At 58.1% G+C, this 23,177-nt stretch carries 20 protein-coding genes and 1 tRNA gene; 13 read left to right on the top strand and 8 right to left on the bottom strand.

The window, feature by feature from the left end:
* Positions 1-88: 88 nt before the first annotated feature.
* Positions 89-565 (bottom strand): ribonuclease H family protein, encoded by a 477-nt coding sequence (locus BN2664_RS06820; protein WP_051014168.1) that lies wholly within the window; start codon positions 563-565, stop codon positions 89-91.
* 354 nt (positions 566-919) lie between these two features.
* On the opposite strand from BN2664_RS06820, the gene BN2664_RS06815 reads away from it, so the two are divergent.
* The 3 genes from BN2664_RS06815 to BN2664_RS06800 all read left to right on the top strand — a co-directional run bounded on the left by BN2664_RS06815 (position 920) and on the right by BN2664_RS06800 (position 5,084).
* The gene (locus BN2664_RS06815; protein WP_007000940.1) at positions 920-1,804 is read left to right on the top strand and encodes a macro domain-containing protein; all 885 of its coding nucleotides are present in this window, start codon (positions 920-922) and stop codon (positions 1,802-1,804) included.
* Complete coding sequence (locus BN2664_RS06810; protein ID WP_040316969.1) at positions 1,789-3,099, top strand: DsbA family protein; 1,311 nt, start codon at positions 1,789-1,791, stop codon at positions 3,097-3,099. Before BN2664_RS06815 ends, BN2664_RS06810 begins: the two co-directional genes overlap by 16 nt.
* 944 nt (positions 3,100-4,043) lie before the next feature.
* Complete coding sequence (locus tag BN2664_RS06800) at positions 4,044-5,084, top strand: PDDEXK family nuclease (RefSeq protein WP_155856462.1); 1,041 nt, start codon at positions 4,044-4,046, stop codon at positions 5,082-5,084.
* A gap of 105 nt (positions 5,085-5,189) precedes the next feature.
* On the opposite strand, the gene BN2664_RS06795 is transcribed toward BN2664_RS06800, so the two are convergent.
* Positions 5,190-5,276 (bottom strand) — tRNA-Leu (locus BN2664_RS06795).
* Positions 5,277-5,590: 314 nt separating this feature from the next.
* On the opposite strand from BN2664_RS06795, the gene BN2664_RS06790 reads away from it, so the two are divergent.
* From BN2664_RS06790 to pknB, 6 genes are read left to right on the top strand one after another with little or no spacing between them, the layout of a single operon-like run.
* Complete coding sequence (locus BN2664_RS06790) at positions 5,591-6,286, top strand: FhaA domain-containing protein (protein ID WP_007000943.1); 696 nt, start codon at positions 5,591-5,593, stop codon at positions 6,284-6,286.
* Between the two features lie 3 nt (positions 6,287-6,289).
* Positions 6,290-6,790 (top strand): FHA domain-containing protein FhaB/FipA, encoded by a 501-nt coding sequence (locus BN2664_RS06785; RefSeq protein WP_007000944.1) that lies wholly within the window; start codon positions 6,290-6,292, stop codon positions 6,788-6,790.
* A complete protein-coding gene (locus BN2664_RS06780; RefSeq protein ID WP_007000945.1) occupies positions 6,787-8,124 on the top strand; it encodes a PP2C family protein-serine/threonine phosphatase in 1,338 nt (445 codons plus the stop codon). The genes BN2664_RS06785 and BN2664_RS06780 overlap by 4 nt, the downstream gene beginning before the upstream one ends.
* Before the next feature lie 2 nt (positions 8,125-8,126).
* Positions 8,127-9,725, top strand: a complete 1,599-nt coding sequence (locus BN2664_RS06775) for an FtsW/RodA/SpoVE family cell cycle protein (protein ID WP_007000946.1) — start codon at positions 8,127-8,129, stop codon at positions 9,723-9,725.
* Entirely contained in the window at positions 9,718-11,175 is a 1,458-nt protein-coding gene (locus BN2664_RS06770) for a penicillin-binding transpeptidase domain-containing protein (RefSeq protein WP_007000947.1), read from the top strand. The genes BN2664_RS06775 and BN2664_RS06770 overlap by 8 nt, the downstream gene beginning before the upstream one ends.
* 53 nt (positions 11,176-11,228) lie before the next feature.
* Positions 11,229-13,181: a Stk1 family PASTA domain-containing Ser/Thr kinase gene (gene pknB, locus BN2664_RS06765; protein ID WP_007000948.1), complete on the top strand. Its 1,953-nt coding sequence runs from the start codon at positions 11,229-11,231 to the stop codon at positions 13,179-13,181.
* Between the two features lie 210 nt (positions 13,182-13,391).
* On the opposite strand, the gene BN2664_RS09265 is transcribed toward pknB, so the two are convergent.
* Together BN2664_RS09265 and BN2664_RS06760 are read right to left on the bottom strand one after the other, a co-directional pair.
* The gene (locus BN2664_RS09265) at positions 13,392-13,565 is read right to left on the bottom strand and encodes a hypothetical protein (protein ID WP_007000949.1); all 174 of its coding nucleotides are present in this window, start codon (positions 13,563-13,565) and stop codon (positions 13,392-13,394) included.
* Positions 13,565-14,461: a class E sortase gene (locus BN2664_RS06760; protein WP_007000950.1), complete on the bottom strand. Its 897-nt coding sequence runs from the start codon at positions 14,459-14,461 to the stop codon at positions 13,565-13,567. Before BN2664_RS06760 ends, BN2664_RS09265 begins: the two co-directional genes overlap by 1 nt.
* 476 nt (positions 14,462-14,937) lie before the next feature.
* Here BN2664_RS06760 and BN2664_RS06755 point away from each other — a divergent pair, with 476 nt between their 5' ends.
* Both BN2664_RS06755 and BN2664_RS06750 read left to right on the top strand, forming a co-directional pair.
* On the top strand, positions 14,938-15,324 hold the full coding sequence (locus BN2664_RS06755; protein WP_007000951.1) for a cell division protein CrgA: 387 nt from the start codon (positions 14,938-14,940) through the stop codon (positions 15,322-15,324).
* A 602-nt stretch (positions 15,325-15,926) separates the two neighbouring features.
* On the top strand, positions 15,927-17,057 hold the full coding sequence (locus BN2664_RS06750) for a 6-phosphofructokinase (protein WP_007000952.1): 1,131 nt from the start codon (positions 15,927-15,929) through the stop codon (positions 17,055-17,057).
* Positions 17,058-17,540: 483 nt separating this feature from the next.
* On the opposite strand, the gene BN2664_RS06745 is transcribed toward BN2664_RS06750, so the two are convergent.
* Positions 17,541-18,206: a rhomboid family intramembrane serine protease gene (locus tag BN2664_RS06745; RefSeq protein WP_007000953.1), complete on the bottom strand. Its 666-nt coding sequence runs from the start codon at positions 18,204-18,206 to the stop codon at positions 17,541-17,543.
* A gap of 318 nt (positions 18,207-18,524) precedes the next feature.
* Positions 18,525-19,046, bottom strand: coding sequence for a peptidylprolyl isomerase (locus BN2664_RS06740; RefSeq protein WP_007000954.1), 522 nt, complete (start codon positions 19,044-19,046; stop codon positions 18,525-18,527).
* Positions 19,047-19,223: 177 nt separating this feature from the next.
* Between BN2664_RS06740 and BN2664_RS06735 the strand changes: the two genes are divergently transcribed.
* Positions 19,224-20,186: a hypothetical protein gene (locus BN2664_RS06735; RefSeq protein WP_007000955.1), complete on the top strand. Its 963-nt coding sequence runs from the start codon at positions 19,224-19,226 to the stop codon at positions 20,184-20,186.
* A 252-nt stretch (positions 20,187-20,438) separates the two neighbouring features.
* On the opposite strand, the gene BN2664_RS06730 is transcribed toward BN2664_RS06735, so the two are convergent.
* Together BN2664_RS06730 and BN2664_RS06725 are read right to left on the bottom strand one after the other, a co-directional pair.
* Positions 20,439-20,933 carry a VIT1/CCC1 transporter family protein gene (locus tag BN2664_RS06730; RefSeq protein ID WP_197408647.1) on the bottom strand — a complete coding sequence of 165 codons (495 nt, stop codon included), beginning with the start codon at positions 20,931-20,933 and terminating at the stop codon, positions 20,439-20,441.
* A 362-nt stretch (positions 20,934-21,295) separates the two neighbouring features.
* Entirely contained in the window at positions 21,296-22,339 is a 1,044-nt protein-coding gene (locus BN2664_RS06725; RefSeq protein WP_007000957.1) for an LLM class flavin-dependent oxidoreductase, read from the bottom strand.
* A 175-nt stretch (positions 22,340-22,514) separates the two neighbouring features.
* On the opposite strand from BN2664_RS06725, the gene BN2664_RS06720 reads away from it, so the two are divergent.
* A complete protein-coding gene (locus BN2664_RS06720) occupies positions 22,515-23,165 on the top strand; it encodes an NADPH-dependent F420 reductase (RefSeq protein ID WP_051014103.1) in 651 nt (216 codons plus the stop codon).
* Positions 23,166-23,177 lie beyond the last annotated feature (12 nt).

Below are 23,177 nucleotides of genomic sequence, written 5' to 3'. Positions count from 1 at the left end.
GGTGGGAGGCGCGGATACCCCCCATAGGCCAGCTCGCGGCGCCCCAGCTCGTGATCAGTGATTTAACCGGAAGCTCGACGCACCCGGCCTAAGCATGCTGGCGGGTTTGCGCCACCGCCATGGAATCGACCAGCTCGTTCGCTTCGTCGCCCGCGTGCCCACGAACCCATTCGACATCCGTTTTTCCGGTGCGGGCCTCGTAAATCTCAAGTAGAGCGGCCACCAGCTCCTGGTTCGCCACGGGCTTGCCGTCAGCCTTGCGCCATCCACGTCGACGCCAACCCGGGGCCCACTTCGTCACCGTGTTGATGACGTACTGGGAATCGCAGCGGATAAGAAGATTCGGCTCTGGACCAATGTATTTGAGGCCTTCAAGCAGAGCCGTCAGTTCCATGATGTTATTAGTGGTCTGGTGGGAACCGCCGGAATTTCGTGCCCCCGAGATCTGCTCCACCCAGGCCCAACCCCCGGGCCCTGGATTTCCTGAACATGAACCATCGGTCGCAAGAACCGCGTCATAGGCGAGATTCGGCCGTCCAACAGATTGGCGTGCATTCGTACTCATGCGAAAAAGACTATCTGGCGGAATCATCATTTGCGACGCCATGGAAAGTCTCAACCGATTGGGTAGTCACTTCGATTGCAACTCCTCCGCGCACAAAAATGCGGTTGGTACCTAGTTTTTGCGGAGCAATTTTCCTTTTTTACGTTCGCCTATCGCGTTGCCCGAGTTAATACGGCCCTTGAGCTCGATGGGAGAAAACTCGGAATTATCGGCATTGGTTGACTTTCCACCGCGAGTGCTCCTTTGCGAAGATTCCGCGTTTTTGCCCTACCCTTTATCCAGGACCACTTTCTCGACATTCTCGGCCCCGTGGCCGGTACCCTAGAACTCGAGAAACCACTTGGAGGAGTACTCATGCTTGAACTTTCCGAATATCGCGAAGCCATTAAGCTCGACGAGCCGTGGCCAGTACCGGGCAATGATCCCCGCTCCAATCGCGAACTCTTCGAAATTGCGCTCGGCGGCTTTACCGACGAGCAAAAGAAAATGACCGATCGCCAGCTTTTTGACGAGCTCGAGGCTCAACTAATCGAACGTGACGCCGCGCCGATCCCCGAGAAGTATGGTCGCGCGGTCAACCAGCTTCTCTACCGCAAGATCGCTCTCCTCGGACGCACCGAGGCAAAGCATCTCAAGCGGATTTCGGATCTCATGCCGGAATCGGACTACTCGGTGGCCGAACGCACCGTCCTTTGGCGTGGCGACATCCGTGAGCTTGTGGTCGACGCCGTCGTCGAGGGCGCAAGTCCTGATCTGCAAGGATTCCGTGAAACTGGACGCCCCTCCGCTGATCAGTCGATCCACTCCCAAGCCGGGCCGTGGCTACGCAACGACGGGGCGAAGATCCACGAGCTCCAGGGAAGCGATGAGGTTCCGGGGGGCGCAAAAATCACCCGCGCTTACCGCTTGCCCGCGAATTACATCATCCACACCCTTTCGCCCACGCTCGACATCGTGCGCGAACCCACCGAAGAAGAGTGCGCTCAGCTCCGCGCTTGCTACATCTCCTCTTTGGAAATTGCCGCTGAGCAGGGCGATATTGAGTCGATCGCATTCTGCGCACTGGGAACCGGACGCGGCCGTTTCGACCGCGAGGCCGCTGCCCGCATCGCGCTAACGACGGTAAGTGACTGGATGCGTCAGCACCCCAGCAAGATCAAGCTCGTCATTTTTGACGCATTCGACGATGAGGACGCCGAAGTTTTCGTCAATATGATTGATGGGTGGATCGAGGATTGATTCCGAATAACGACAATCACGAAGACGACGCCGATGCTCCGAACTTTTCTGGCACGTCGGCAACAAGCTCGGAGGAAGTATCGGGGCCGGAGTTAACGCCGGAGGAGTCTTCTCAACCGGAAACCGGTAGCGAACAGATGCCTGTTTCTTCGGAGGAGAGCACCCCTACGGAAGCGACCTCTGAAGAGTCTCTTGCGGCCGATAATTCCACGCAAGAGACACCCGCTCCTGACGCCGCCTCGACGATAAATCCGTCTATTTCGCAAGATGCTGCGGGCGGCTACCCGAGCAACGATCCTCAGCATCTGTGGACGTTGCGCGAAGGCTCCCTCACGCCGGAAGAAGAGAAGAAGGATAAGCGCCAGTACGCGATCGTCGTAACTGTCCTGGTTATTATTGCCCTCGTCGTCGGCGCTGCCGTGCTGATGGTACTTTCCGATCCCTCCCGCCTAAGAGACGCGAATTCATCGCCATCGGAGCGCCCTACCTCGGTGTGGACTGAGCCGAAGACCGGAAACGAAAGTCAAGGTTCGAACCAGTCCCCAGATCCGGCGTCGTCGGCAACTTCGAGCCCAGAAGAAATTGCTGCTCAGAATCCGATTGCTAGTCGGTACGCGGAGCTCGCCCAGGAAAAGGGGTGGTCGATGACTGATGGCGACGTCGTACCAACTGTTTACGACAACGTGCGGAGTGCTTTGCTCGCCACCCCCTCGCTACCCGCGAACACCGGCGAGGCGATTGGGCCTGAGGACGCGCCGGTTCGAGTTCAGGTGTTTTCTGACTATTTGTGCCACTACTGCCAGAAGTTGCACGACGAGTCCATGCAAACGCTGGAGGATCTAGCCAATTCTGGAGATATTCGCCTCGAGTTCTACCACTTCACGATTTTCGCGGCGAATGGTTCAGATCTCGCAGCTCAGGCCGCTCACGCAGCGGGTCTACAAGGCCGATTTTGGGAATACTCCGATGCGCTTTTCACCCAAGGCGCTCTCACGACGAATGCCCAAGGGCAGCAGGTGGTCAACGAGGATGCACTCACGTCGATCGCTACTCAACTGGGCTTGGATCTCGAGAAGTTTAAGTCGGATATGAACTCTGAGGAAACGAAGAATTATGTAGCCGGTCAGACCGCCTTCGCTTCTTCGATGGGAATGCAGTCCACGCCAGGAATTATCGTCAATGGGACGTATATTTCTGGTGCATATCCCACTCAGACAATCCTCAACGTCATCGATCTCGAACGGGAGCTTCTCAAGGAATTCCCACTCTCCGAGCAAAAAGCAACGAGGCCCTAATCTCCAACATGTAGCTGGCTACAGTTCAAGCAAAACGATAATTCCGCGATTCTTTCCCAAGAAGAATCGCGGAATTATCGTTTTTGGCCCCTTACCTTCTTCGAATCCTCCCCGAGCGAGACGCGATTAGGCCGTTTCCCGGCCGGGAAACCGGAGACGGGAGGAGGAATCCAGAGAAAGTGCGGAATGATCGGGGCCAGGGTGGCACGGCGGAGCTGGCGCTGTCCGGCGATTAAAACGGAATTATCGAGGGGGAGGTGGGGGATAGGAATCGTTCCACAAAACGGCTCGCGTCATAGTTATCCACAGGTTCGCTCTCGGGGGCAACGCGACGGCTTGTTTTGATGCAAATTGTCGCCATGAACATTACTCACCAATCGAAAAGAATTCGGTCCAATACCGCTAAACGTGAAGATCGAGGTTGCTCAGCCAGCTCGCCTCCCCCATCGCAGTCTCCGCGCCCACCCAGATCCCCGGCGCGAACAAAACCGCGCCGCGTGCCGCATCCCAGAAGGGGTCCCTTTTCAGAAGAGGCGCTTTTGGGATCCCCTGCAGCTTCTAAATCCCCGGGTAAAAGCGTCTTTCATCAGCAGACCATGCTTTTCTTCTCAAGGTGCCTGTTGAGAGTCCTCGGGCTCTCCGAGGTCCCCGGTGCCGTTTTCTTTCGCCGTCCGCTCCCGCTTTCCGGGCCGCGAAACGTCCCCCCGTCGCAACGGCGCCCGGCGCCAGAGGGCGGTCCGCTTCCACAGAATTTCCCGGTACCACAAGGCGCTCCACCGGTACTCCCGGCTGGCAGCGCCGGCGTCGATAGCTCGCGTGCACAATCCACTTCCGGCCGGCAACCGCCAGATTCGACAATAGGTATCCGCACCCTCGAAACGCTCCTTGGCCTGCGCGTTTTCACGCCACAAGAGGCCCTTCTGCAAGGCGTCCCCTACTGCCTATTGCGCGGTCGACACTTCAAACGGGTAGCCCGGGGTTTCTACGCGCTTTCGTCCGTCGTCGTCACCGAACTTGATTTCCTCGCCGCCCTCACACGCAAACATCCCAGCGCCGTTATCACCCATGTTTCCGCTGCCCGCGTCTGGGGCCTGCCACTCCCGAGCCGCCTCGCAGTGTGGGAACCCGACGCCCCCGTCCACCTACGCAACGGCGTGAAGCGCCGCGGGAAAATCGTAGGTCAGGTTCGTTGGGGTTTCGGTGAACTTCCCGCCGACGACGTCGTCTTAATCCGCCACGTCTCCTCGGGCACCGAATTGCGTATCATGACCAGAGAGCGAACATTCCTAGATTTGTGCAAGAGTTTGAGCCTGATGGAGGCGACGCAGGTTGCTGACCATCTTTTACGCGTGCCGCGGGAACAGTTCGAAGCGCGAACAAATCCATACTCGACGATGGATTCGCTCCGGAGTGCGGTGCGAAAACATCGGAAAATTCGTGGCCTGCCGATGGCGCGAGCAGCGCTTCGCCATGCTCGGGTCGGCGCGGATTCACCAATGGAAACGACGTCGCGCCTCGTCATCGTCGCGGCGGGTTTTCCTGAACCGTCCGTCAATAAGCCCATAACAGTGCTCCCCAACAGTCTCCGCACCCCAGATTTGCAACTCACTGCCTATCGGCTCGCCATCGAGTACGACGGCGTCGTTCATTTGGAACCCAGCCAGATCGCGCGTGATGCCGCGCGGGCTCACGAGCGAAAATCCGTTGGCTGGTCGGAAATTATCGCGCGCGCGGATGATCTTCACTTCCGCGACACCGTCATTCCCTTCACCGAGCCGCCCTCGCCTTTCCATATTTGGGATCAAAGGGGTGAAGAATGGAGGTTCTGCGGGAATTGGTCAGCGCTGGGCCGAAATCTCAACCCCGTTCTCCCCGACCTTCCGTGGAATATATGCGGTTTAACCGAACGTCTCGGAATCATCTTGGAGCGCCAAGGCTTTGACCTCGCCGCAGTAAAAAGCGCACATCCCGGCGTTATCCTTTAGTTACTCGGCTCTGCAAAAACCAAGGGCAACGGCAACGCGACCGGCCGTCCGGCCGAAAAAAATGACGCAGTTTCCGCTGAAACTACGCCACTTCTTCTATTTACTTGGTGCTCGAGGGGGGACTCGAACCCCCACGCCCTCACGAGCACACGGACCTGAACCGTGCGCGTCTACCAATTCCGCCACTCGAGCATGATTAACTGCCGGTAATCGACAATTAAGCGCGAACTCCAGCTTATAGGTCAAAAAACCAGATTCCAAGCAAAACCAATGTGTTGACGGTCGCACAAACGCGGAACCATCGCAAGGAACGGGAAGAAACGTCCTCCGCCCCTCCTTTCTCACCGATAATTCCGCGTTTATACTCCTCGGCGCGAAGTGTGGGAGCCAAAGCATCGGGCCAGTCGCAGAAAGCTACATCTCGAGAAAGCCCATGAATTCCGCGCGATGGTCTCCCGTTCGCTAGGATTTAGGTTGAGGTGGAGAAAAGACGGAAAGGTCGTGCGATGAGTGGCGCGTTTGGCAGGTTTGAGAAAGGCGTGGAAAATGCCGTGGCTGGCGCCTTTCGCGCCTTCCATTCGGAGCTAAAACCCGTGGAAATCCTCACCGAGATGAAGAAATCGATGGATCGGGACGTTGCGAGGCTCTCTCGCGATCGGACGATCTCCCCGAACGAATTCAGTGTTCTACTGGCAACCCCGGATCTTGAACGAGTTGAGAACTGGGGGGAAGACGCACTTATCGACGAGTTCGAGCACGCGTTAGCCGAGCACGCAACTAGCCAGGATTACCTCTTCGTTGGGGCAATCAGAATCTTATTCTCCGAAGATCCTGCGGTCCGCGAAGGTTCCGTGAAAGTTTTGACGAAGACGACCCGCGGCGCCGTCGCTCCCGCAACCTCGAACGTCGCCTCGGAAGAAAATCCAATGATCCAGATAGGCAAGGATCGCTATATCCTCACGGGAACGACGACGATCATTGGGCGCGGATCCGATTGCGATATCACCATCGATGATTCCGGTGTTTCGCGCCGACACCTCGAATTGCAGGTAACGCCGAACGGCGTAATTGCCACCGACTTGGATTCAACGAACGGTACGTATGTTGAGGGCCATCGGGTGCCGGCAGCCACGTTGGTGGACGGGAACACGATCACGATCGGACGTACGCACATCATGTTTTGGGAAGGCGAAAGCGCTTAGACGATGAACCTTTTTCTCACCTTATTGCGTTTTGGTTTCCTCGCTCTCACCTGGATTTTCGTTCTCGGAATTGTGATGGTGGTGCGGCGAGATACCTCGGGGACCGCAATTCGTGCTCGGAAGTCGACGTCGTCGAAACACGGTCGCGCGCCCGAAACGCATCACGAAGATTCCGCCCCTGCGGAGGTTCCACCAGAACCCGCAAGACTGATCCCGCAGCCAGTCATCGCTGTGGTCGGCGGACCCCTAACGGGTACGGTTCTTCCGCTGAGTCGATCACCTTTGCTGATCGGGCGCTCCCCTGATTCCTCCCTCGTACTCGATGATTCCTACGCTTCTTCGCGGCATGCAAAACTTTTCTTCCGCGACGGGTACTGGTGGATCGAGGATTTGCAGTCAACAAATGGAACGTATATCGGCGGGGCGCGCATTAATGAGCCCGTTGCCCTCACGCCCGGAGTGCAGGTCACGATCGGGAAAACCACGATGGAGCTACAAGTTTGAGTGATATTCGACTGCGGTATGCTGCGTTTTCCGACGTCGGCCTAGTTCGGAGCAACAATCAGGACGCCGGTTACGCTTCCCCGCACCTCATTGCTGTTGCTGACGGCATGGGTGGCGCGGCCGCCGGCGACGTCGCATCGTCTGTCGCAATCTCGCATCTGGCTGAAATAGACGATTCACATGCCGCAGACGACCTGCTACCGCTACTGCGCAAAGCCGTCAACGACGCCCACGAAGATATGCTGGGGCGGGTGGCGGAGAACCCCAAATTGGCAGGCCTCGGCACCACCTGCATCGCGATTTTGCGCTCCTCAAATAAGCTTGGAATGATCCACATTGGGGATTCGCGCGCATATCTCATGCGCGGCGGTGAGATGAAGCAGGTAACGCACGACCATACCCTGGTTCAGTACCTGGTCGATCACGGGCAACTCACCCCCGAAGAAGCCGAGCATCATCCGCAGCGAAACGTCATTATGCGTGCCCTCGGCGATACCCCAGGCGAGGTTGAGCTCGACGAATCAATCCGCGAGGCACAGCCCGGGGATCGCTGGCTCTTGTGTTCCGACGGACTTTTCGGCGTCGTCACACTCGATACGATTTCGCACGCCATGGCAATGATCGAAGATCTCCATGAGCTTGGTGAACACCTTATCGACCTGGCACTTGCCGCGGGTGCCCCGGATAACGTGACGGTAGTTTTAGCGGATGTGCTCGAGGATACCGACGGCGAACACGGCCCGTCTCAGGCCGTCGTCGTTGGGAGTGCGGCCCATGATTACCGAAGGCCAACGCGCGGCGGGACCTCCGCGGCTGCACGCGCCGCCAAACTCACCGCCGGCAATAATTCCGCGAATTCTGCGAATCTCGCGACCGAAGATTCCGCGAATACCAAAACCTCACATAAGCAACGTTTCGGCCTGGCCGGGCTCACGGCCGCCCTGGCCGTCCTCGCTCTGCTGGTGGCTGGGTGCTTCTTCGCATACCGCTGGACCCAGTCACGTTTTTACGTCGGTACAGATAGCGGACGAGTCTTGATTTATCGCGGTATTCCCCAGGTGATCGGATCGCTACATCTTTCCTCGCCAATCGAGGAGACCGGCTTGCTCGTCGAGGATCTCACGCCGGTGGCCCAGGATCGCCTCGAGCAACCTATTACGCGTGGTTCGTTGGCGGAAATTCGCGACGTCGTCGAGAATCTGAAATCCCAGGTTGTGCCTGATGAGGCAACGTCTTCACCTTCGGAAACGGAATCCTCACCGTCACCCGCAGCCCCGGCAACGCCCTCCGCAAATTCGGCGGAATCATCAAATAGTTCGGAAGCCGGTGAGTAAGAGTGAGCGTTGTTGTATCCGCACCGGCGCGAAAGGGCCGTATTCCAGAGCTTTTGCTCCTCTTAACCGCTCTGGGGCTAGGCCTCGCCGCCTACTGCCTAGTGTGGGACGGCCTCGGTAACGAGGGGCTCCCGCCGCAGCTCACACAGCTCGGAATTATCGGCCTGGTGGTAGTTTTGACCGTTCACCTGGTCATTAGGTGGATGGTTCCGTACGCAGATCCCGTGCTTTTCCCAATTGCTCTGGCTCTGAATCTTCTCGGCCTGGCAATGATCTATCGCATTGACTCCGCCGCCGATACCCACGGGGCACGCTCACAGCTCATCCTGACCGGCGCTGGCCTCGTGCTCTTTGTTCTCACCGTGATGCTAACGCGGAATTATCGAATGCTTCGCAACTACAAGTGGTCAGCGCTTGTGGTAGGTATTTTGTTGCTACTTTTGCCTCTGCTTCCCGGCGTGGGGCGAACCATCAATGGCGCGCGGCTCTGGATACGCGTGGCGGGATTCTCGTTCCAGCCCGCCGAACTCGCGAAGATTTGCTTCGCCGTATTCTTCGCCGCCTATCTGGTCACCGAACGCGATAATCTCTCGCTCGCCGGCCCAAAAATTCTTGGCATTCGCTTCCCTAAGCTACGCCACATCGTTCCGCTCCTCGCCGCTTGGGCAATGTGCATGGCGGTGCTCGTTTTCCAGCGCGATTTCGGAACGGCCCTTCTATTCTTCGGGCTTTTCGTCGCCATGCTTTGGGTGGCTACCGAGCGCATCAGCTGGCTCATTATGGGCGGAATTCTCACCGTTGCGGGGGTCAGTTTCATCGCGACGACGGTTCCACACGTACGGGCCCGCTTCAATATCTGGATGGACGCATTTGATCCCGATATCTACGGCTCAGCCGGCGGTTCCTATCAACTCGTCCAGGGCTGGTTCGGTATGGCCTCGGGTGGCCTATTCGGAACCGGTCTAGGCAAGGGTTACCCCAACCTTGTTTACGCGGCGCAATCCGATTTCATCTTCGCCTCGTTCGCTGAAGAACTCGGATTAGTTGGGGTTTTGGCCATTCTCTCGCTCAACATTCTTTTCGTGGGCCGCGGAATGCGAACCGCCATCCAATTGCGCGACGGCGTCGGCAAACTTCTGGCCTCCGGCCTCGCGTTCGTGATCGCGATCCAGTGCTTTATCGTGGTCGGCGGCGTTACGCGCCTTATTCCCCTCACCGGTCTCGCATTACCGTTCCTCGCTCAGGGCGGTTCCGCTCTTATATCCAACTGGATCGTCGTGGGGCTCTTGTTACGGCTTTCCGATGTTTCACGCCGTCCGGCCCACGCTGCGGCGATTCCCTCGACGGATGAGATCGAGGCGATCGCCTCCACCAGCCACAGCGAAGATTCCGACATTTCTTCCGACCCCACACAAACTCACGCAACCGTGCCATCATCGTCGCTCGCTTCCGGCCTAGGTTGGGGTAATGGGGACGACGCCGTCGCTACCCGCCACTCTCAGCCCGTCCAAAGTAATAATTCCGAGCTTTTAACGAGCAAGCAGAAAGCTACCGAACCGTCCCACCCGCGAAATGCAAAGGGGGCCAGCACCGATGAATAAGCCGATTCGCCAGCTCGTTGCCGTCGTCTGCGTGATGTTTTTGGCACTTGCCGCATCCGCAACGTATATCCAGTTCTTCAGTGCGCGAAGCTTGAACGCCAATCCCTGGAATGTACGGACTCTTTACAAGCAGTACGGCACGCAACGCGGTCCGATCGTCGTCGGCGGAGAAGCTATCGCAACCTCGGAACCTTCGAACGATGCGTATTCCTACCAGCGCGTTTACACTCAAGGTGCGCTTTACGCTAATCTCACCGGCTACTTCTCAACCGCCTTCAACTCAATGACGGGTATTGAGGCAGCAATGAACGGTGTGCTGGGCGGCTCCGATGATTCGCTCGCGGTACAACGAATTCAAGAGCTTTTCACCGGATCGCAGCCGCAGGGCGGCGGGGTGGAACTGACGATCGATCCCGAATTGCAACAGGCCGCTCATGACGCAATGGCTGGGCAACGCGGCGCCGTTGTCATTGCCGACGCCCACACGGGTGAGATCCTTACCCAATACACCAGCCCAAGCTATGACCCGAACAGCATCGCTGTACACTCGCGCGAAAGCGCGGAATCATCGTATGAGGCGCTACGGGAAGATCCCAACGAACCAATGGTTGATCGGGCGACCGGCGGTGACCAGTACGCTCCCGGCTCGTCGTTCAAGTTGCTCACTTCCGTGGCAATGATGGAAAACCTGAACATTACGCCGGATACCGAAGTGGAAGCTCCGACGGAATTTTCGCCGCAGGGGACGACGCACGTTATTTATAATCCCGGCCGGCTTCCCTGCGGCGACGGCTCCGGCAAGGTAAAGCTCAACCAGGCATTTTCGCAGTCTTGCAACACTCCGTTTGCGATCGGCGGCATCAGTGTTGGCGCCGAGAAAATGATCGCCCAAGCGGAGAAGTTTGGTTTCAATCAATCATTCACCACGCCGCTACCGGTTTCTGCATCGCGTTTCCCCCAGCCCGAAGATTCCGCCGCACTTGCGATGGATTCATTTGGCCAGCGCGACATCCGCGTTACCCCCATGCAAATGACGATGATCGCCATGGCTATCGCCAACAACGGCGTCTTAATGAAGCCCTACGGGGTCAAGCGCACTCTTACCGCGGATCTGGAACAGATTTCCCAAACGCAACCCGAGGTATTTTCTACCCCGATGAGCGAAGATACCGCGAAATATATGCAGCAAATGATGGCGGATGAAGTGAAGAATGGAACCGGGAAAAGAGCCGCTATCGACGGCGTTGAGGTGCAGGGCAAAACCGGCACCGCGGAAATCAACGCCCAAACCCCGCCGCATACGTGGTTCGTCGCCAATGCAACAATTGGGGACCGCACGTATTCGATAACCGTGTTCGTGGAAAATGCGGGCCATAAGGGTTGGGGCGGCGACGGCGGATCCGTCTGCGCCCCTATCGCGAAAAAGATCTTGGAAACGAAGCTGCGTTAGGCTTTGACAAGCGCTAACGCGAGATTGGCTAAAGAGGAGAAAGGTGACGCGACGTGACTGATATTCCCCGCGTACTCGGAAACCGCTACGAGGTCGGTGATCTCATCGGACGCGGCGGCATGGCTGAGGTGCACCGCGGCTACGACACCCGGCTCTCGCGGACCGTCGGTATCAAGATCCTGCGCGGTGACCTGGCCCAGGACGCCACTTTCCTCGCGCGATTCCGCCGTGAAGCACAGTCTGCGGCGGCGCTCAATCACCCGTCCATCGTGTCCGTTTACGACACCGGCGAAGAGATCGTTGAGTCGAGCTCAGGAACCGAAATTCCACTTCCCTATATCGTGATGGAGCTCGTGAAGGGACGCACTGTCGCCTCGCTCCTTGAGGGCCACGATCCCGTTCCGATCGGGGAGGCTGTGCAGATCGTCGTTGGCGTTCTTTCCGCACTTGAATACTCGCATCGCGAAGGCATCATCCACCGCGATATCAAGCCCGGAAACATCATGTTGACCACCGACGGCAAGGTCAAGGTGATGGATTTCGGCATCGCGCGAGCCATTACCGATTCTGCCGCCACTATGACGCAGACCAATTCCGTGGTCGGTACCGCGCAGTACCTTTCGCCTGAACAGGCCCGCGGCGAAGTGGTAGATGCGCGCTCAGACCTATATTCAACCGGTTGCGTGCTTTACGAACTTTTGACCGGCAAGCCGCCCTTCGTCGGAGATTCCGCGGTTGCGGTGGCTTACCAGCACGTGTCCGAAACTCCCCAACCAGCGTCCCAGCTCGCCCCCGACATTCCCGATTCCATCGACCGCGTCGTTATGAAGGCGCTCGCCAAAAACCGCGATGACCGCTACCAGACGGCGGTCGAGTTCCGCGAGGATTTGCTGGCGGCAGCGCGTGGAGAAGGCGTTGCGGCTCCGGCCGTCACCTCGTGGACTTCGAACCACATGGTTCCCGGAAACGCTCCCGCGGCGACCCAAGCCTATGGTGCCGCGACTCGCGCCTTCGGTATCCCGGGTGGCGCGGCAACCCAAACGAGTACCTACCCGGGCGTCGCCGGTTCCCACACCGGCACGTATCCCGGCGCCTCGGGAACCGGAAACTACCCCGCCTACAGCACGGGCAATTACCCCGCCTATTCCACGGGGCAAATTCCGACGACGTCGGGGCGCCCGGCAGAGGAGAAGAAGAGCAAATGGCCCATCTGGCTTGCCATTGTTTTGCTCCTCATCGCCGCCTGTGTTGGAGGCTGGCTATTCCTCAATAATCGTGGCCCCGCGCCCGCCCCGACGCCCACCCAAACGCAGGCAGAAATTGTTTCGGTGCCCGATATGACGGGCATGACCGAATCCCAGGCCCGGCGCGAGATCGAGAATGCCGGCCTCGTGTTCCAGCGCGGAACCGACGTCGGTTCGGACACCGTCGCTAAGGGCGACTTCGTTTCCTCGGATCCTTCGGTGGGGACCCGCGTTGAGTTGGGGCAAACCATCACGGTTCGCTTCTCCTCCGGGCCTTCGTCCGTGAAGGTCCCCAACGTTACTGGTTTCACCTTTGATCAGGCCCGCAATGCTTTTGAAAATGCCGAGCTGAGCATTGGCGACCAGACGATCGTCGATGATCCGACGCAGGCGAAGAACAAGATTGTTCGCACCTCGCCCGCTGCTGGTGAAGAAGTCGCCCCGGGCACCCAAATCGTCATCTACATCGCGAGTGGACAGACCGAGGTTCCTGACGTGGTTGGTTATTCGCCAGAAGCGGCGACGTCGACCCTCAAGGAGGCCGGCCTGACGGTGGTGAACCGCATCGACCAGCCCGTGCAGGACCCGTCGCAGATCAACACGGTGGTGGACACGTCTATTGAGGCGGGGCGCAAGGTTGAGGTTGGTAGTAGCGTGACGCTATTCGTGGGTGTTGCTCCCGAGCCCACGTTGACGCCGACGCCGACGCAACCCGCCCAACCGACCGAGGTCGAAGAGCCCGCAGATAGAGCCGGTGCCTAGGCCCGCCCAGCGATGATTCCGCGAAAGTTGCGGGATGGGGAGTTTAAGCGCCTAGGCACGCCTAGACGCTAGGCATGTACGGATAAGCTCGCGTTGCCGCACAGCGTCACGCCATCGTGCCACACCTCAGTACGCCGCCGCTTACCAGCCCCCGACCAAGCGACCGAGCCCGAAAAACTCGCCCCGACCGAGCTCAAAAACTCGCGAGCGCTATTCGGTGGACTCGGCGGGAACGATCGTCGTATCTACCGGGCGGTAGTAGTCGTTAATCACGGGGAAAACAAACTCGAAAAGCACGTACACGACGATGGCCAGAAGGATCAAAACCTCGAAAAACTTCAGCCAACCGGGGCCAGGGAGATGCCGCCAGATCCATCCGTACATTACTTGTTCGCTCCATTCACGAGTTCAGCAGGCTTGCCCTCCGACACGGGCACCCAATGATCAAATTCTGCGTAAACGATCCAACGCTCATTTGAAACGAAGGGCGGATGGCAGGTGGTGATCGTGAGCATTCTCTTCTCCGCGGGTAGCTCGGGATGGCCCGGATGCGGAGCAAGCACCTCAACAACGCTGGGTTGCACGATTTCCTCGCCGCTCACTTTGTAGACGTAGTAGGCATCCTGCGTCTGAATAATGATCGAGTCGCCGTCTTCAAGTTTGTCGACGTCGCGCATCGCCGCGCCGTACGTTTGCCGGTGCGCTGTCACGCCATAATTTCCGACCTCGCCCACGTACTGCGTCGTCTCGTAGTGACCAAAACTTCCGGTGTCGATAATGGTTTCCAGGTCGACGCCGTATTTGACGGTATATGCCCAGTCGCTACCAAAGTGCGGGATATACACAATGCCTTCGAGCTCACCCGGCGTCGTCACGTGCTTTGCCGCTGGCGGCTCGTCGTAGCGCGGCTCACCAATCTTGTCGGTCGAGCGCGGATCGCCCCATTGCTTTTGCGCCTCGGACACCTGGGAGGCCTGATCGCGATTCGCGCCAATATCCGTGTAGTAAACCTGCCAGATAATGAAAAGACCTACCAGCACACCCGCGGTTATAAGAAGCTCGCCAATTCCGCCGAGAATCGCGTTGAGGACGTGACCGGATCTGCGCCGGGGCTTGGGTTCATCCTCCCTCTGCGCATGAGCGCCCGAGGTTGTGGCGCGCTGCTCAGACCCCTGCCATTCCGCAAAGGCAACAGACGCCGGTTCCGCATCCGCCCGTCGTGCATGACGCGGGTGGTGGCCGTCTCTCATTTGACCCCAAGACCCAGATCGATCCGACATGGCCCTCCTATCTACCAAATACCGCGGTAAGGGTATCCGTTCTACAGAGTGTCCGGCAGTAACACTAATCCCTATTTCACCCACAGCGCGTGCTCTGCGATGATTCCGCGTTTCTTTTCGCGATTCGCGTTTAAGGCGCTATACATTTCAGGCGCTTAGCATTTAAGGCGGGTCCCGTTGCGAGTGCTTTTCGTATTGGGCACTTTCCATTTGGAGCGCCTCACGTTCCGGTCGATTCCCGTTGCGGGCGCTTTCCGCCACACGCGTCCGACGTCGCCTACCGCCCCGCACCGCTCAAAAGCCCTAACGTGAATTTATAAGCGAACTAGCACCAAAACCCCCACACGTCCAATTTCCTGGCTAAACTGCCTTCGGTTGTGCGCAAGCCCACCGCCCCTAGCAAAGCCCATTAAAGTGCCGGATCTACTGGCATTCGATAGGCTTGGACGCGGTAGACACCCGGGAAAGGTACATTGATGGCAAGAACTGATGACGAGCTCGAGGCTCAAGACGTTACAGCTGACGCCGAAGAACAAGAAGTTCGGCGTCGTTCAAAAACGCGTCATCGTCGGACGGAACGAGCTGCGGACAAGCGTAGGCCCGGTACGAAGGCCGATCAGGAAGCTCAGGAAAAGCTCACTGAGGAAGATCGCCACAAGCCGAGCATTCCGCGCGATAAGCGCCGCTCCCCGAATTGGTGGGCGCCGCTTATGTGCACGCTTATGATCCTGGGCCTTATTGTGATCGTGGTGGCCTACGTGTCTCACGTGGCTCTGCCCATCCCGGGCCTCGGTCAGGCGAACCTCTTTATCGGCTTCGGTTTGCTGATCGCCGGGTTCTTAATGACAATGGGGTGGCGCTAGCGCTTACCTGGGGTTTTAGCGCCTGGCACTTCGCGCGGGCGTTACTTTCCGGTGGAAAAGACCCTCGTTGGCGTTCATGGTCGACGCCGAAGCCCGTGAACTGTAGCCCGCCGAGGTGCGGTCGCGATCGGGCAGTGGGGAACATCCGGCCCGGTCGCTGAATGCGGGTTCCTGAACGCGGATCCCTGACGATAACCCCCGCCGCATAAATCCGATAGCTTTGAGATCTCCGCTTGCATGGCATTGTCCGCGCTAGCGGAGATTTCCTATCTCCAGCCCTTTCGATAATTCCGCGTTTTTTACGCGGCTGCCCGCGCACTCGCCCTTCCTGCAAACTTGCCTGCCCTCGTCCCCTCAGCGTGCCCGTTGAGAGAATCCGCCGCTACCCGCGTGGCGCTCCCCACGTCGAATCCTTAGGGGATAATCCCGGGATCACGAATAACTCCAGTCTGGAGTAACCTTGAACTAGTTGCGGCAAAAACGCGGAATTATCGATGGTGGGCGAAAGGCCCGCGGCGAACCGCGTGGGTTCTCAACGCGAATAGCACGATCTGCATCTGAAGGCCGATCGGCACACGTATCCCGAAAACTGAGGAGAAAGTATGTCGAAGAAGAAGCGTGTTGGGATTTTGACGGCTGGCGGCGATTCCCCCGGACTCAATGCAGCGATTCGCGGCTTCGGCAAAACCGCCATCAGCTTGCACGGCATGGAACTGATCGGATTCCGCAACGGCATCACCGGCCTGGTGGAAAACCGCTTCCAAGAGCTCGGAAACGAAGAACTCGCTGGAATTCTGACAATGGGCGGAACGATGCTCGGCACCTCGCGCGATAAGGTCCACAAGTTCCCCGACGGCGAAGGCGGCACCTATAACGCCATCCCGCAGATCAAGGAGAACTTCGAAAAGGACGACCTCGATGCGCTCGTCTTTATCGGCGGGGGCGGAACCGCGAAGAATGCAAAGCGTTTGGTCGACGCCGGACTGCCCGTCATTCATTTACCCAAGACGATCGATAACGACATCATGCACACGGATACTAGCTTCGGCTTTTCCACCGCGATGGGAATCGCAACCGAGGCAATTGACCGCCTGCATTCGACCGCGCACTCCCATCACCGCATTATCGTTGTTGAGCTCATGGGACATCGCGCCGGTTGGCTCACGCTCGGAGCGGGAATTGCCGGAGGCGCGGATATTATCCTCATTCCGGAGATTCCCTATTCGATCGAAAGGTGCGCCGACTACATCAAGCGCCGCGCCGCTCACGGGCGGCCGTTCTCGGTTGTGGCGGTAGCCGAAGGAGCGCACGATACCGAGGTTGCCGAGCAGCTCGCCGCCGCGAACGACCTCGTCTCCCACGCGCAAAGCCCAGCCGCAAAGCAGGCCGCCAAGGCCCACCGCCGAGCAATTGAAGCCAATGAGCGCGATTCGACGTTCCGGGTGGCCGAGCAGCTCGAAGCCGCCACCGGCCTAGAAGCACGCGTCACCATTCTCGGTTACGTCCAGCGCGGTGGAATTCCCGACGCCGAAGATCGACTCCTGGGGACATTGCTCGGTGGAGCTGGTGCAGAGGCCGTAGCCGCGGGCGAATTTGGCGTCATGATCGCTTCGCAAAACGGTGCGGCAACCCCGGTTCCCCTCGAGGAGGTAGCGGGCCAGGACAAGCTGGTACCGATCGACCACCCCTGGATCCAGGCAGCGCGAAACGTTGGAACTGGCTTGGGTGACTAGCTCTGGTCCGATTCCGCTCCAAGGTCTTCTAGCGGAGTCCTGACCGGCGACATGCAATCCACAAGGCGTGGCATCTCATTCCGAGATGCCACGCCTTTTTGGCCTTTTGCACCACCCATCCCCAGGCCTTGAATCCCCAACTGTGCACACATTTGTGGAAAACTACATCGATGTAATTCGGTCGAGGTTCCACAACGGTGCACAAGTCTGTGGATAATTACATGCGTGTAATTACATCTATGTATTTCTCCTCAACCCAGCACCCCTCGCACCGAAATCGATAATTCCGAGCTTTCTACCGGGAACCAGTTCCTTGAGAGATAACCCGCGGAACTATCGATAAATCCGCGCTTCCTACCAGGCGCGGGTTCCCGCAGCAAAAGTCGCGGAACCATCGATAAGGCCGAGCCTTCTACCGGCGGCCTGCGCCCGCCGCGGCGTTGCGCGCTACGGCGTCGTCGGAAAAACCCGAAGGCTAGGAAACTAGGCGTAAGAGTAGACGATCAGCGCCACGAGGAGGGCGAGCCCGCCCAAGTAGACCAAAACGTCACGGACGGCGCTGGCGTTGCGGCCTTTTTTGAGAGGACGCAGGGTGGCGGCCATGAGGATCGCGCCCACGATGAGTCCGCCCACGTGCGACTGCCAGGAAATGTTCATGCCTGGCATAAAGCCGATAACCAGGTTAATTCCAATGATGACCAGGAGCTGCACGTCGTTGCGCCCGAGGTGACGCTGAACCACGAAAAGCGCGCCGAACAGGCCGAAAACGGCTCCGGAAGCGCCGACGACGCCGGTCCACCAACCCATGGTGTCCTCGGAGGCGGTGAGGAGCACAAAGACATTGCCGCCGATTGCCGCGAGCGCGTAAAGCATGACGAAGCGCCAGCGTCCGATCGCGCGTTCGAGGAACATTCCCATCAGCCAGAGCGCGTACATATTGAAGATGAGGTGCCAGAAGCCCGAGTGCGCAAAAGCTGATGAAATGAAGCGGTATGGCTGGTCTTCGGCGATTCCGGGGGCGAAAAGTAGCGCCTGGCTGAGGCCCGACCACACCATTTCCACCAGGTAGACACCGATATTGATGGCGATAAGAGCGACCGTTGCCCACGGTCTGTAGGCCCTCCGCTCGGTTACTGATTGCTCTTCCACGTCTATATATTCCCTGGTTGCGGTTATATATTCCCTGGCGAGGTGCTGTGAAACTGGAGCCTGCTGGGTGGATCGCTGAAAAACTCGGCGAGCTACCCGGCGCCGTCCCACGGCACAAGTTATTTGGACGAAGCACCGGGTTTCGGCGCCGCGTCTATCCTTCTCCGACGTTACCGCACGACGGCGAATTCAGCCCGGGCCGAAGATTCCGAGCAAATGCGAACGCGGGCGCTGCCACAGCTGTGGTCGCGCCCGCGTGGGGATCGAAGAATTGATCCCCGAGTAGCACTTGCCTACCCTCTATTCGGAGATCCTGATCTACTCCGAAATCTCGATCGATTCGATCAGAACGTCCTCGAGGGGTCGGTCATTTCCTCCGGTCGGGGTCTGGGCAATCTTGTCCACAACCGCCTGCGACGCTTCGTCGCTAACCCGGCCAAAAATGGTGTGCTTGCCCTGGAGCCAAGGCGTCGGCGCCACGGTGATGAAGAACTGCGAGCCATTCGTGCCCTTGCCGAAACGCGTGCCAGCATTTGCCATTGCCAGGACGTACGGCTGCTGGAAATTCAGGTCGGGAGCAATTTCGTCGTCGAACGTGTATCCCGGTCCACCGGTACCGTTGCCCAGCGGATCGCCACCTTGAATCATGAAACCGGAGATGACGCGGTGGAAAATGGTGCCGTCGTACAGCGGCTCCGAATTCTTCTTACCCGTTGCGGGATCGGTCCACTCGCGCTTTCCGGTTGCCAGCTCCGTAAAGTTGGCGACGGTTTCGGGGGCTTGCTCGGGGTAGAGCTCTACCGCGATGTCACCTTCACTCGTATGAAAAATAGCGTTCATGGGCTATATCCTCGCACAGAGTTGCGCGGAACGCCGAACAACCTCCTGAAATCGGCCATTTGTGAAAGATCCTCGGGTAGCGTGACTTGAGTGACATTCAGCCGCCAAATGGTGGAAGAATAGGCAAGTGAAAATTCCGCGGGGAGAACCTCCGCGTAAACAATAGGAGGTCGTTCCATGAGTTTTGGTAAGACGCACGCCGAAAAGAAGGCGCAGGAAGAGGTCGATCGCATTCTCGATCAAATCGATTCTCTGCGTTCAGAGGCTGACAAGCGCGCGAAGAAGGCGAAGCTGAAGGGCAAGTTCTATTCGAAGCGCTTCGAGCGCCAGGCCAAGCACGCTGCTTCTGATGTGCAGGAGTACGCGAAGGCCGCCAACGAGAAGTTGCAGGATTACGCCAAGCAGGGTTATGACTGGGCGGCCCCGCGCGCCCAGGAAATCGCGGATAAGGCGCGTCCGTATCTGGAGGAAGCGGCCGACAAGGCCCGGCCGTACATCGAGGATGCGAAGAGCAAGGCTCAGCCTTATATCGACGACGCAAAGGATGCCGGATCTGGCTTGGCGGAGAAGGTGAAGAACGATTACCTGCCCCGCGCCCATCGCGCTTGGCAGGCCGCGGCCGATGCCGCGCGCGACTACGACGGCAATGTTGCTGAGACGGCTAAGAAGGTTGGCCGCAGCGCATCGCGTGAGTTGCAGACGCCGGAGCCGCAGAAGAAGCGTTCTCGCGGCGGCAAGGTCTTCGGCACTCTCGCTCTGGTAGGCGGGCTCGGCGTTGCGGTCTACTTCCTGTGGAAGCGCAGCCAGCCCACCGAAGATCCTTGGGCCGAGTCCTACTGGGCGGATGTCGATAATCCTTCCGAGGAGTCTGCCGACGACGACGCCGTTGCCAAGGTTGCCGATGGCGCTGAAGATGCGGCTGAGAAGGCTGGCGACGTAGCTGAGCAGGCGAAGGAAAAGGCTGAGGACCTGGCTGATTCAGCCAAGGATAAGGCCGAAGACCTCGCCGATTCGGCGAAGGAGTCTGGAAAGCGGGCAGCATCCACTGCTCAGCATGCGGCCGAGGATGGTGCTGACAAGGCTCAGGAACTGGCCGATAAAGCCAAGGACGTGGTCGAGGACGCCACCGAGAACAACTAACGCCGAGCACGGCATCGCCGGCTCATATCCTCGGTAACGAACTAAATACCACCAGCGGGTGGGAGCGCAAAAGCGCTCCCACCCGCTTTTTACCCCCACACGATAATTCCGAGCTTTCTACTCATGCGATAATTCCGCGCTTTCTACGTGTTCGATCATTCCGAGATTTGTGCGAACGATGATTCCGCGCATTTTGCGCGCGATAGTTCCGCGCTTTAGCTCAAGTCCCGATAATTTCGTCCAGCCCAACTGCTAAGCAACGATCACACCAAAGAGATATCCGATAAGAAAAGTCGCGCCCAGACCCAGGAATCCTCCGAGAGTTACCCGGAAAGTTGGTCGAAAAGGACGCGAACCTCCAATACGCGCGGAAACATATCCAGTGGTCGCGAGCGCGATCAGAGTGGCGGCAAAGGCGATGGGAATACGCAATTCAACTGGAGGAACTATGACCGCCAAAAGAGGAACGAGAGCGCCAACAATGAACGAAAAGAACGACGCCAAGGCAGCTCCCAGCGGTGAAACAAGCTCCCTATTTTGGACAGTTTTTCCCTCACGCCTGAGCGCTGCACGCTCTGAATCTCGCTGACTTGCAACGGAGACATACTCGCCAAGAGCCATCGAAATCGCGCCGCCAATCAATGCGGCAAATCCAGCAATGGCAATAGCTCCAGAGGATGAAGATGCTCCAGCCACTCCCAGGACAACGGCAGCGGTCGAAACAATTCCGTCATTTGCGCCAAGCACACCGGCCCGCAGGCGATTTACTCCCTCGTGGTCTAACGCCTCAGTTTTCGCGGAATTATCGCCTGCAACTCTCGCGGAATTATCGCGAAGGAGATGCCCGCGTGTGTGCACGTGGGCGCGCACGTGCGCCGTCGTCGACCTTTGAAGGTACCCAAGGATTCCGCACCCTGCACAACGCAGTTGGTTATCGACACCTGTCCCCATACCCCAACTCTGCACGGCCTCGGGCAAGATCTCCAGGCAGGCAAGGCTCCACTAACTAGCGTCAGGAAGCCAAAAGGTCGCCCTTATTCATTACCGATGTGCGTCGCCAACCCAGCCCAAAATATCGGCTCCAACGACGTCTCCCTCGTTGCTGGCGATTACTCCGCCAACATTTCCCGCACGAGCGGAATCACTTTTTCGCCGTACAGCCGAATCGACTTGAGGTTGAGTTCGTGGGCTTGCCGACCATACGAGATCTTCAAGTCATATCGGTTCGCGCCAAGATCACGAATGCCCTGCGCAATTTTCCGCGCAACCGTTTCCGGAGAGCCAACAGCCATCGCCCCGTGTTTTACCTCGTAAGCGAAGGCCTCATCAGACGGGGGTCGCCAGCCCCGCTCGCGGCCAAGTCGCGAATTCACCTCAATGTAATAGCCCTTGAACTCGTCGATGGCCTGCTCATCGCTTTCCGCGACGTACCCGTAGGAGTGATACCCGATTTCCGGTGTTTCCGCGTTTTCGAACTGGCGCCACGCCTTGCGATAAAGCTCGGCAAATGGCGCGAATCTCTTGGTCGGGCCACCGATAATCGCAAGCATCAGCGGGAGCCGATAATGCGCGGCGCGCACCACCGATTCAGGGCTGCCGCCCACCGCCACCCACATCTTCATCACGTCACCTTCGAAGGGCGGATAGATCGACGTCTTATTCAGGGACTGAGTGTGTTGCCCACCCTTCCAACTCACCGCTTCACCATTCGATCGCAGAATTTCCACGAGCATGGCGAGCTTTTCATTGAAAAGCGCCTCATAATCGGCGAGGTCATAGCCATAAAGTGGGAAGGATTCAGTAAACGACCCGCGCCCAACGATGATTTCGGCTCGGCCGCGGGAAAGCGCGTCGAGAGTAGCGAACCGTTCGGCTACACGCACCGGGTCATCGGAACTCAAAACTGTCACCGCCGTTGAAAGCTTGATGTTTTCCGTGCGTTGAGAGATCGCAGCCAGCACAACATCCGGCGCAGAAATCGCGTAATCATCGCGATGGTGCTCGCCCAAGTTCCAACTATCAATGCCGAGAGAATCGGCGAGCACCGCTTCTTCCACAACATTGCGAATAACTTGGGCCTGATGGAGGGGTGCGCCATTTGAGTCGGCGGTAACGTCGCCGAAAGTATCAATTCCGAAGTGGTACTTTTCCATATCGTTTTCCCTCCGTGCCGGATCTCCGACAGACCCGATAGTTCCGCGTTTCCGCATCCCAGCACTTTTCAAAGTTTCCGTCTTTTTGTAACGACGCCGAAGCTCGTATCGCCAAAACCCTACCTAATTTTAGTTGAATATTGTACTACTAATCTAGAGGTGTTAGCGTCTAGCCGTGACTAAAAAAGTCGGAATCATCGGAGTGGGGAAACTTGGCACCGCAATCGGGCGATTAGTGGCGAACGCGGGCCACGAACTTTTCTTGCTCTCCCGACCCGAGGATTCAATTCGTGAACTCACCATTTCCGTCATGCTTCCGGACTCAAGCACGTTGCCGCTTGAGGAAATGAAACAGATCGCGGACATCATCATTCTCGCCGTTCCACAGTCGGCCCTTGCAGATTTAGACCTCGATAAAACTCGCGGAATCATCGTCGATGCGACGAACGCATGGGAAACGACCTATACCTCCCCCGCCCTCGATAATTCCGCGGATTCTTCGGAACCAATGGAAAGCAAGGCGAACCCGCAGGGTTTCTCGCCAATTGCGACTACGTACCCAAACCTGCGCGTTGTGAAAACCCTCAACCACGCGGCTTATACGGAACTCACGGCAGAGGCGCGGCAAGCAGGAGAGCCCGGGCGCCGCGCCCTCGGAGTTGTGAGCGATGATCCCGCTGCGCAAAAAATCGTTGGCGAATTCATCGACTCGATAGGCTTCGACCCGTATCTGCTACCCAGCGCTCGGGCGCAAATAATCGAGCCAAACGGGCCCGCCTTTGGCGCGCGCCTTGAACTAGCCGATTGGAAAAAGCTCACTAAGTAGCTTCACCACGAT

The sequence above is a fragment of the Actinobaculum massiliense genome (assembly GCF_001457435.1).
GTDB lineage: Bacteria > Actinomycetota > Actinomycetes > Actinomycetales > Actinomycetaceae > Actinobaculum > Actinobaculum massiliense.
The sequence above is the reverse complement of the archived record's forward strand: the minus strand, read 5'-3'. Positions and strand labels throughout refer to the sequence as shown.

Excerpts from the sequence above, each read along its gene's own strand:
- BN2664_RS06820 (WP_051014168.1), bottom strand. The coding sequence starts at position 565 with ATGAGTACGAATGCACGCCAATCTGTTGGACGGCCGAATCTCGCCTAT.
- BN2664_RS06815 (WP_007000940.1), top strand. The coding sequence starts at position 920 with ATGCTTGAACTTTCCGAATATCGCGAAGCCATTAAGCTCGACGAGCCG.
- BN2664_RS06790 (WP_007000943.1), top strand. The coding sequence starts at position 5,591 with ATGAGTGGCGCGTTTGGCAGGTTTGAGAAAGGCGTGGAAAATGCCGTG.
- BN2664_RS06785 (WP_007000944.1), top strand. The coding sequence starts at position 6,290 with ATGAACCTTTTTCTCACCTTATTGCGTTTTGGTTTCCTCGCTCTCACC.
- BN2664_RS06770 (WP_007000947.1), top strand. The coding sequence starts at position 9,718 with ATGAATAAGCCGATTCGCCAGCTCGTTGCCGTCGTCTGCGTGATGTTT.
- BN2664_RS09265 (WP_007000949.1), bottom strand. The coding sequence starts at position 13,565 with ATGTACGGATGGATCTGGCGGCATCTCCCTGGCCCCGGTTGGCTGAAG.
- BN2664_RS06760 (WP_007000950.1), bottom strand. The coding sequence starts at position 14,461 with ATGTCGGATCGATCTGGGTCTTGGGGTCAAATGAGAGACGGCCACCAC.
- BN2664_RS06755 (WP_007000951.1), top strand. The coding sequence starts at position 14,938 with ATGGCAAGAACTGATGACGAGCTCGAGGCTCAAGACGTTACAGCTGAC.
- BN2664_RS06750 (WP_007000952.1), top strand. The coding sequence starts at position 15,927 with ATGTCGAAGAAGAAGCGTGTTGGGATTTTGACGGCTGGCGGCGATTCC.
- BN2664_RS06740 (WP_007000954.1), bottom strand. The coding sequence starts at position 19,046 with ATGAACGCTATTTTTCATACGAGTGAAGGTGACATCGCGGTAGAGCTC.
- BN2664_RS06735 (WP_007000955.1), top strand. The coding sequence starts at position 19,224 with ATGAGTTTTGGTAAGACGCACGCCGAAAAGAAGGCGCAGGAAGAGGTC.
- BN2664_RS06725 (WP_007000957.1), bottom strand. The coding sequence starts at position 22,339 with ATGGAAAAGTACCACTTCGGAATTGATACTTTCGGCGACGTTACCGCC.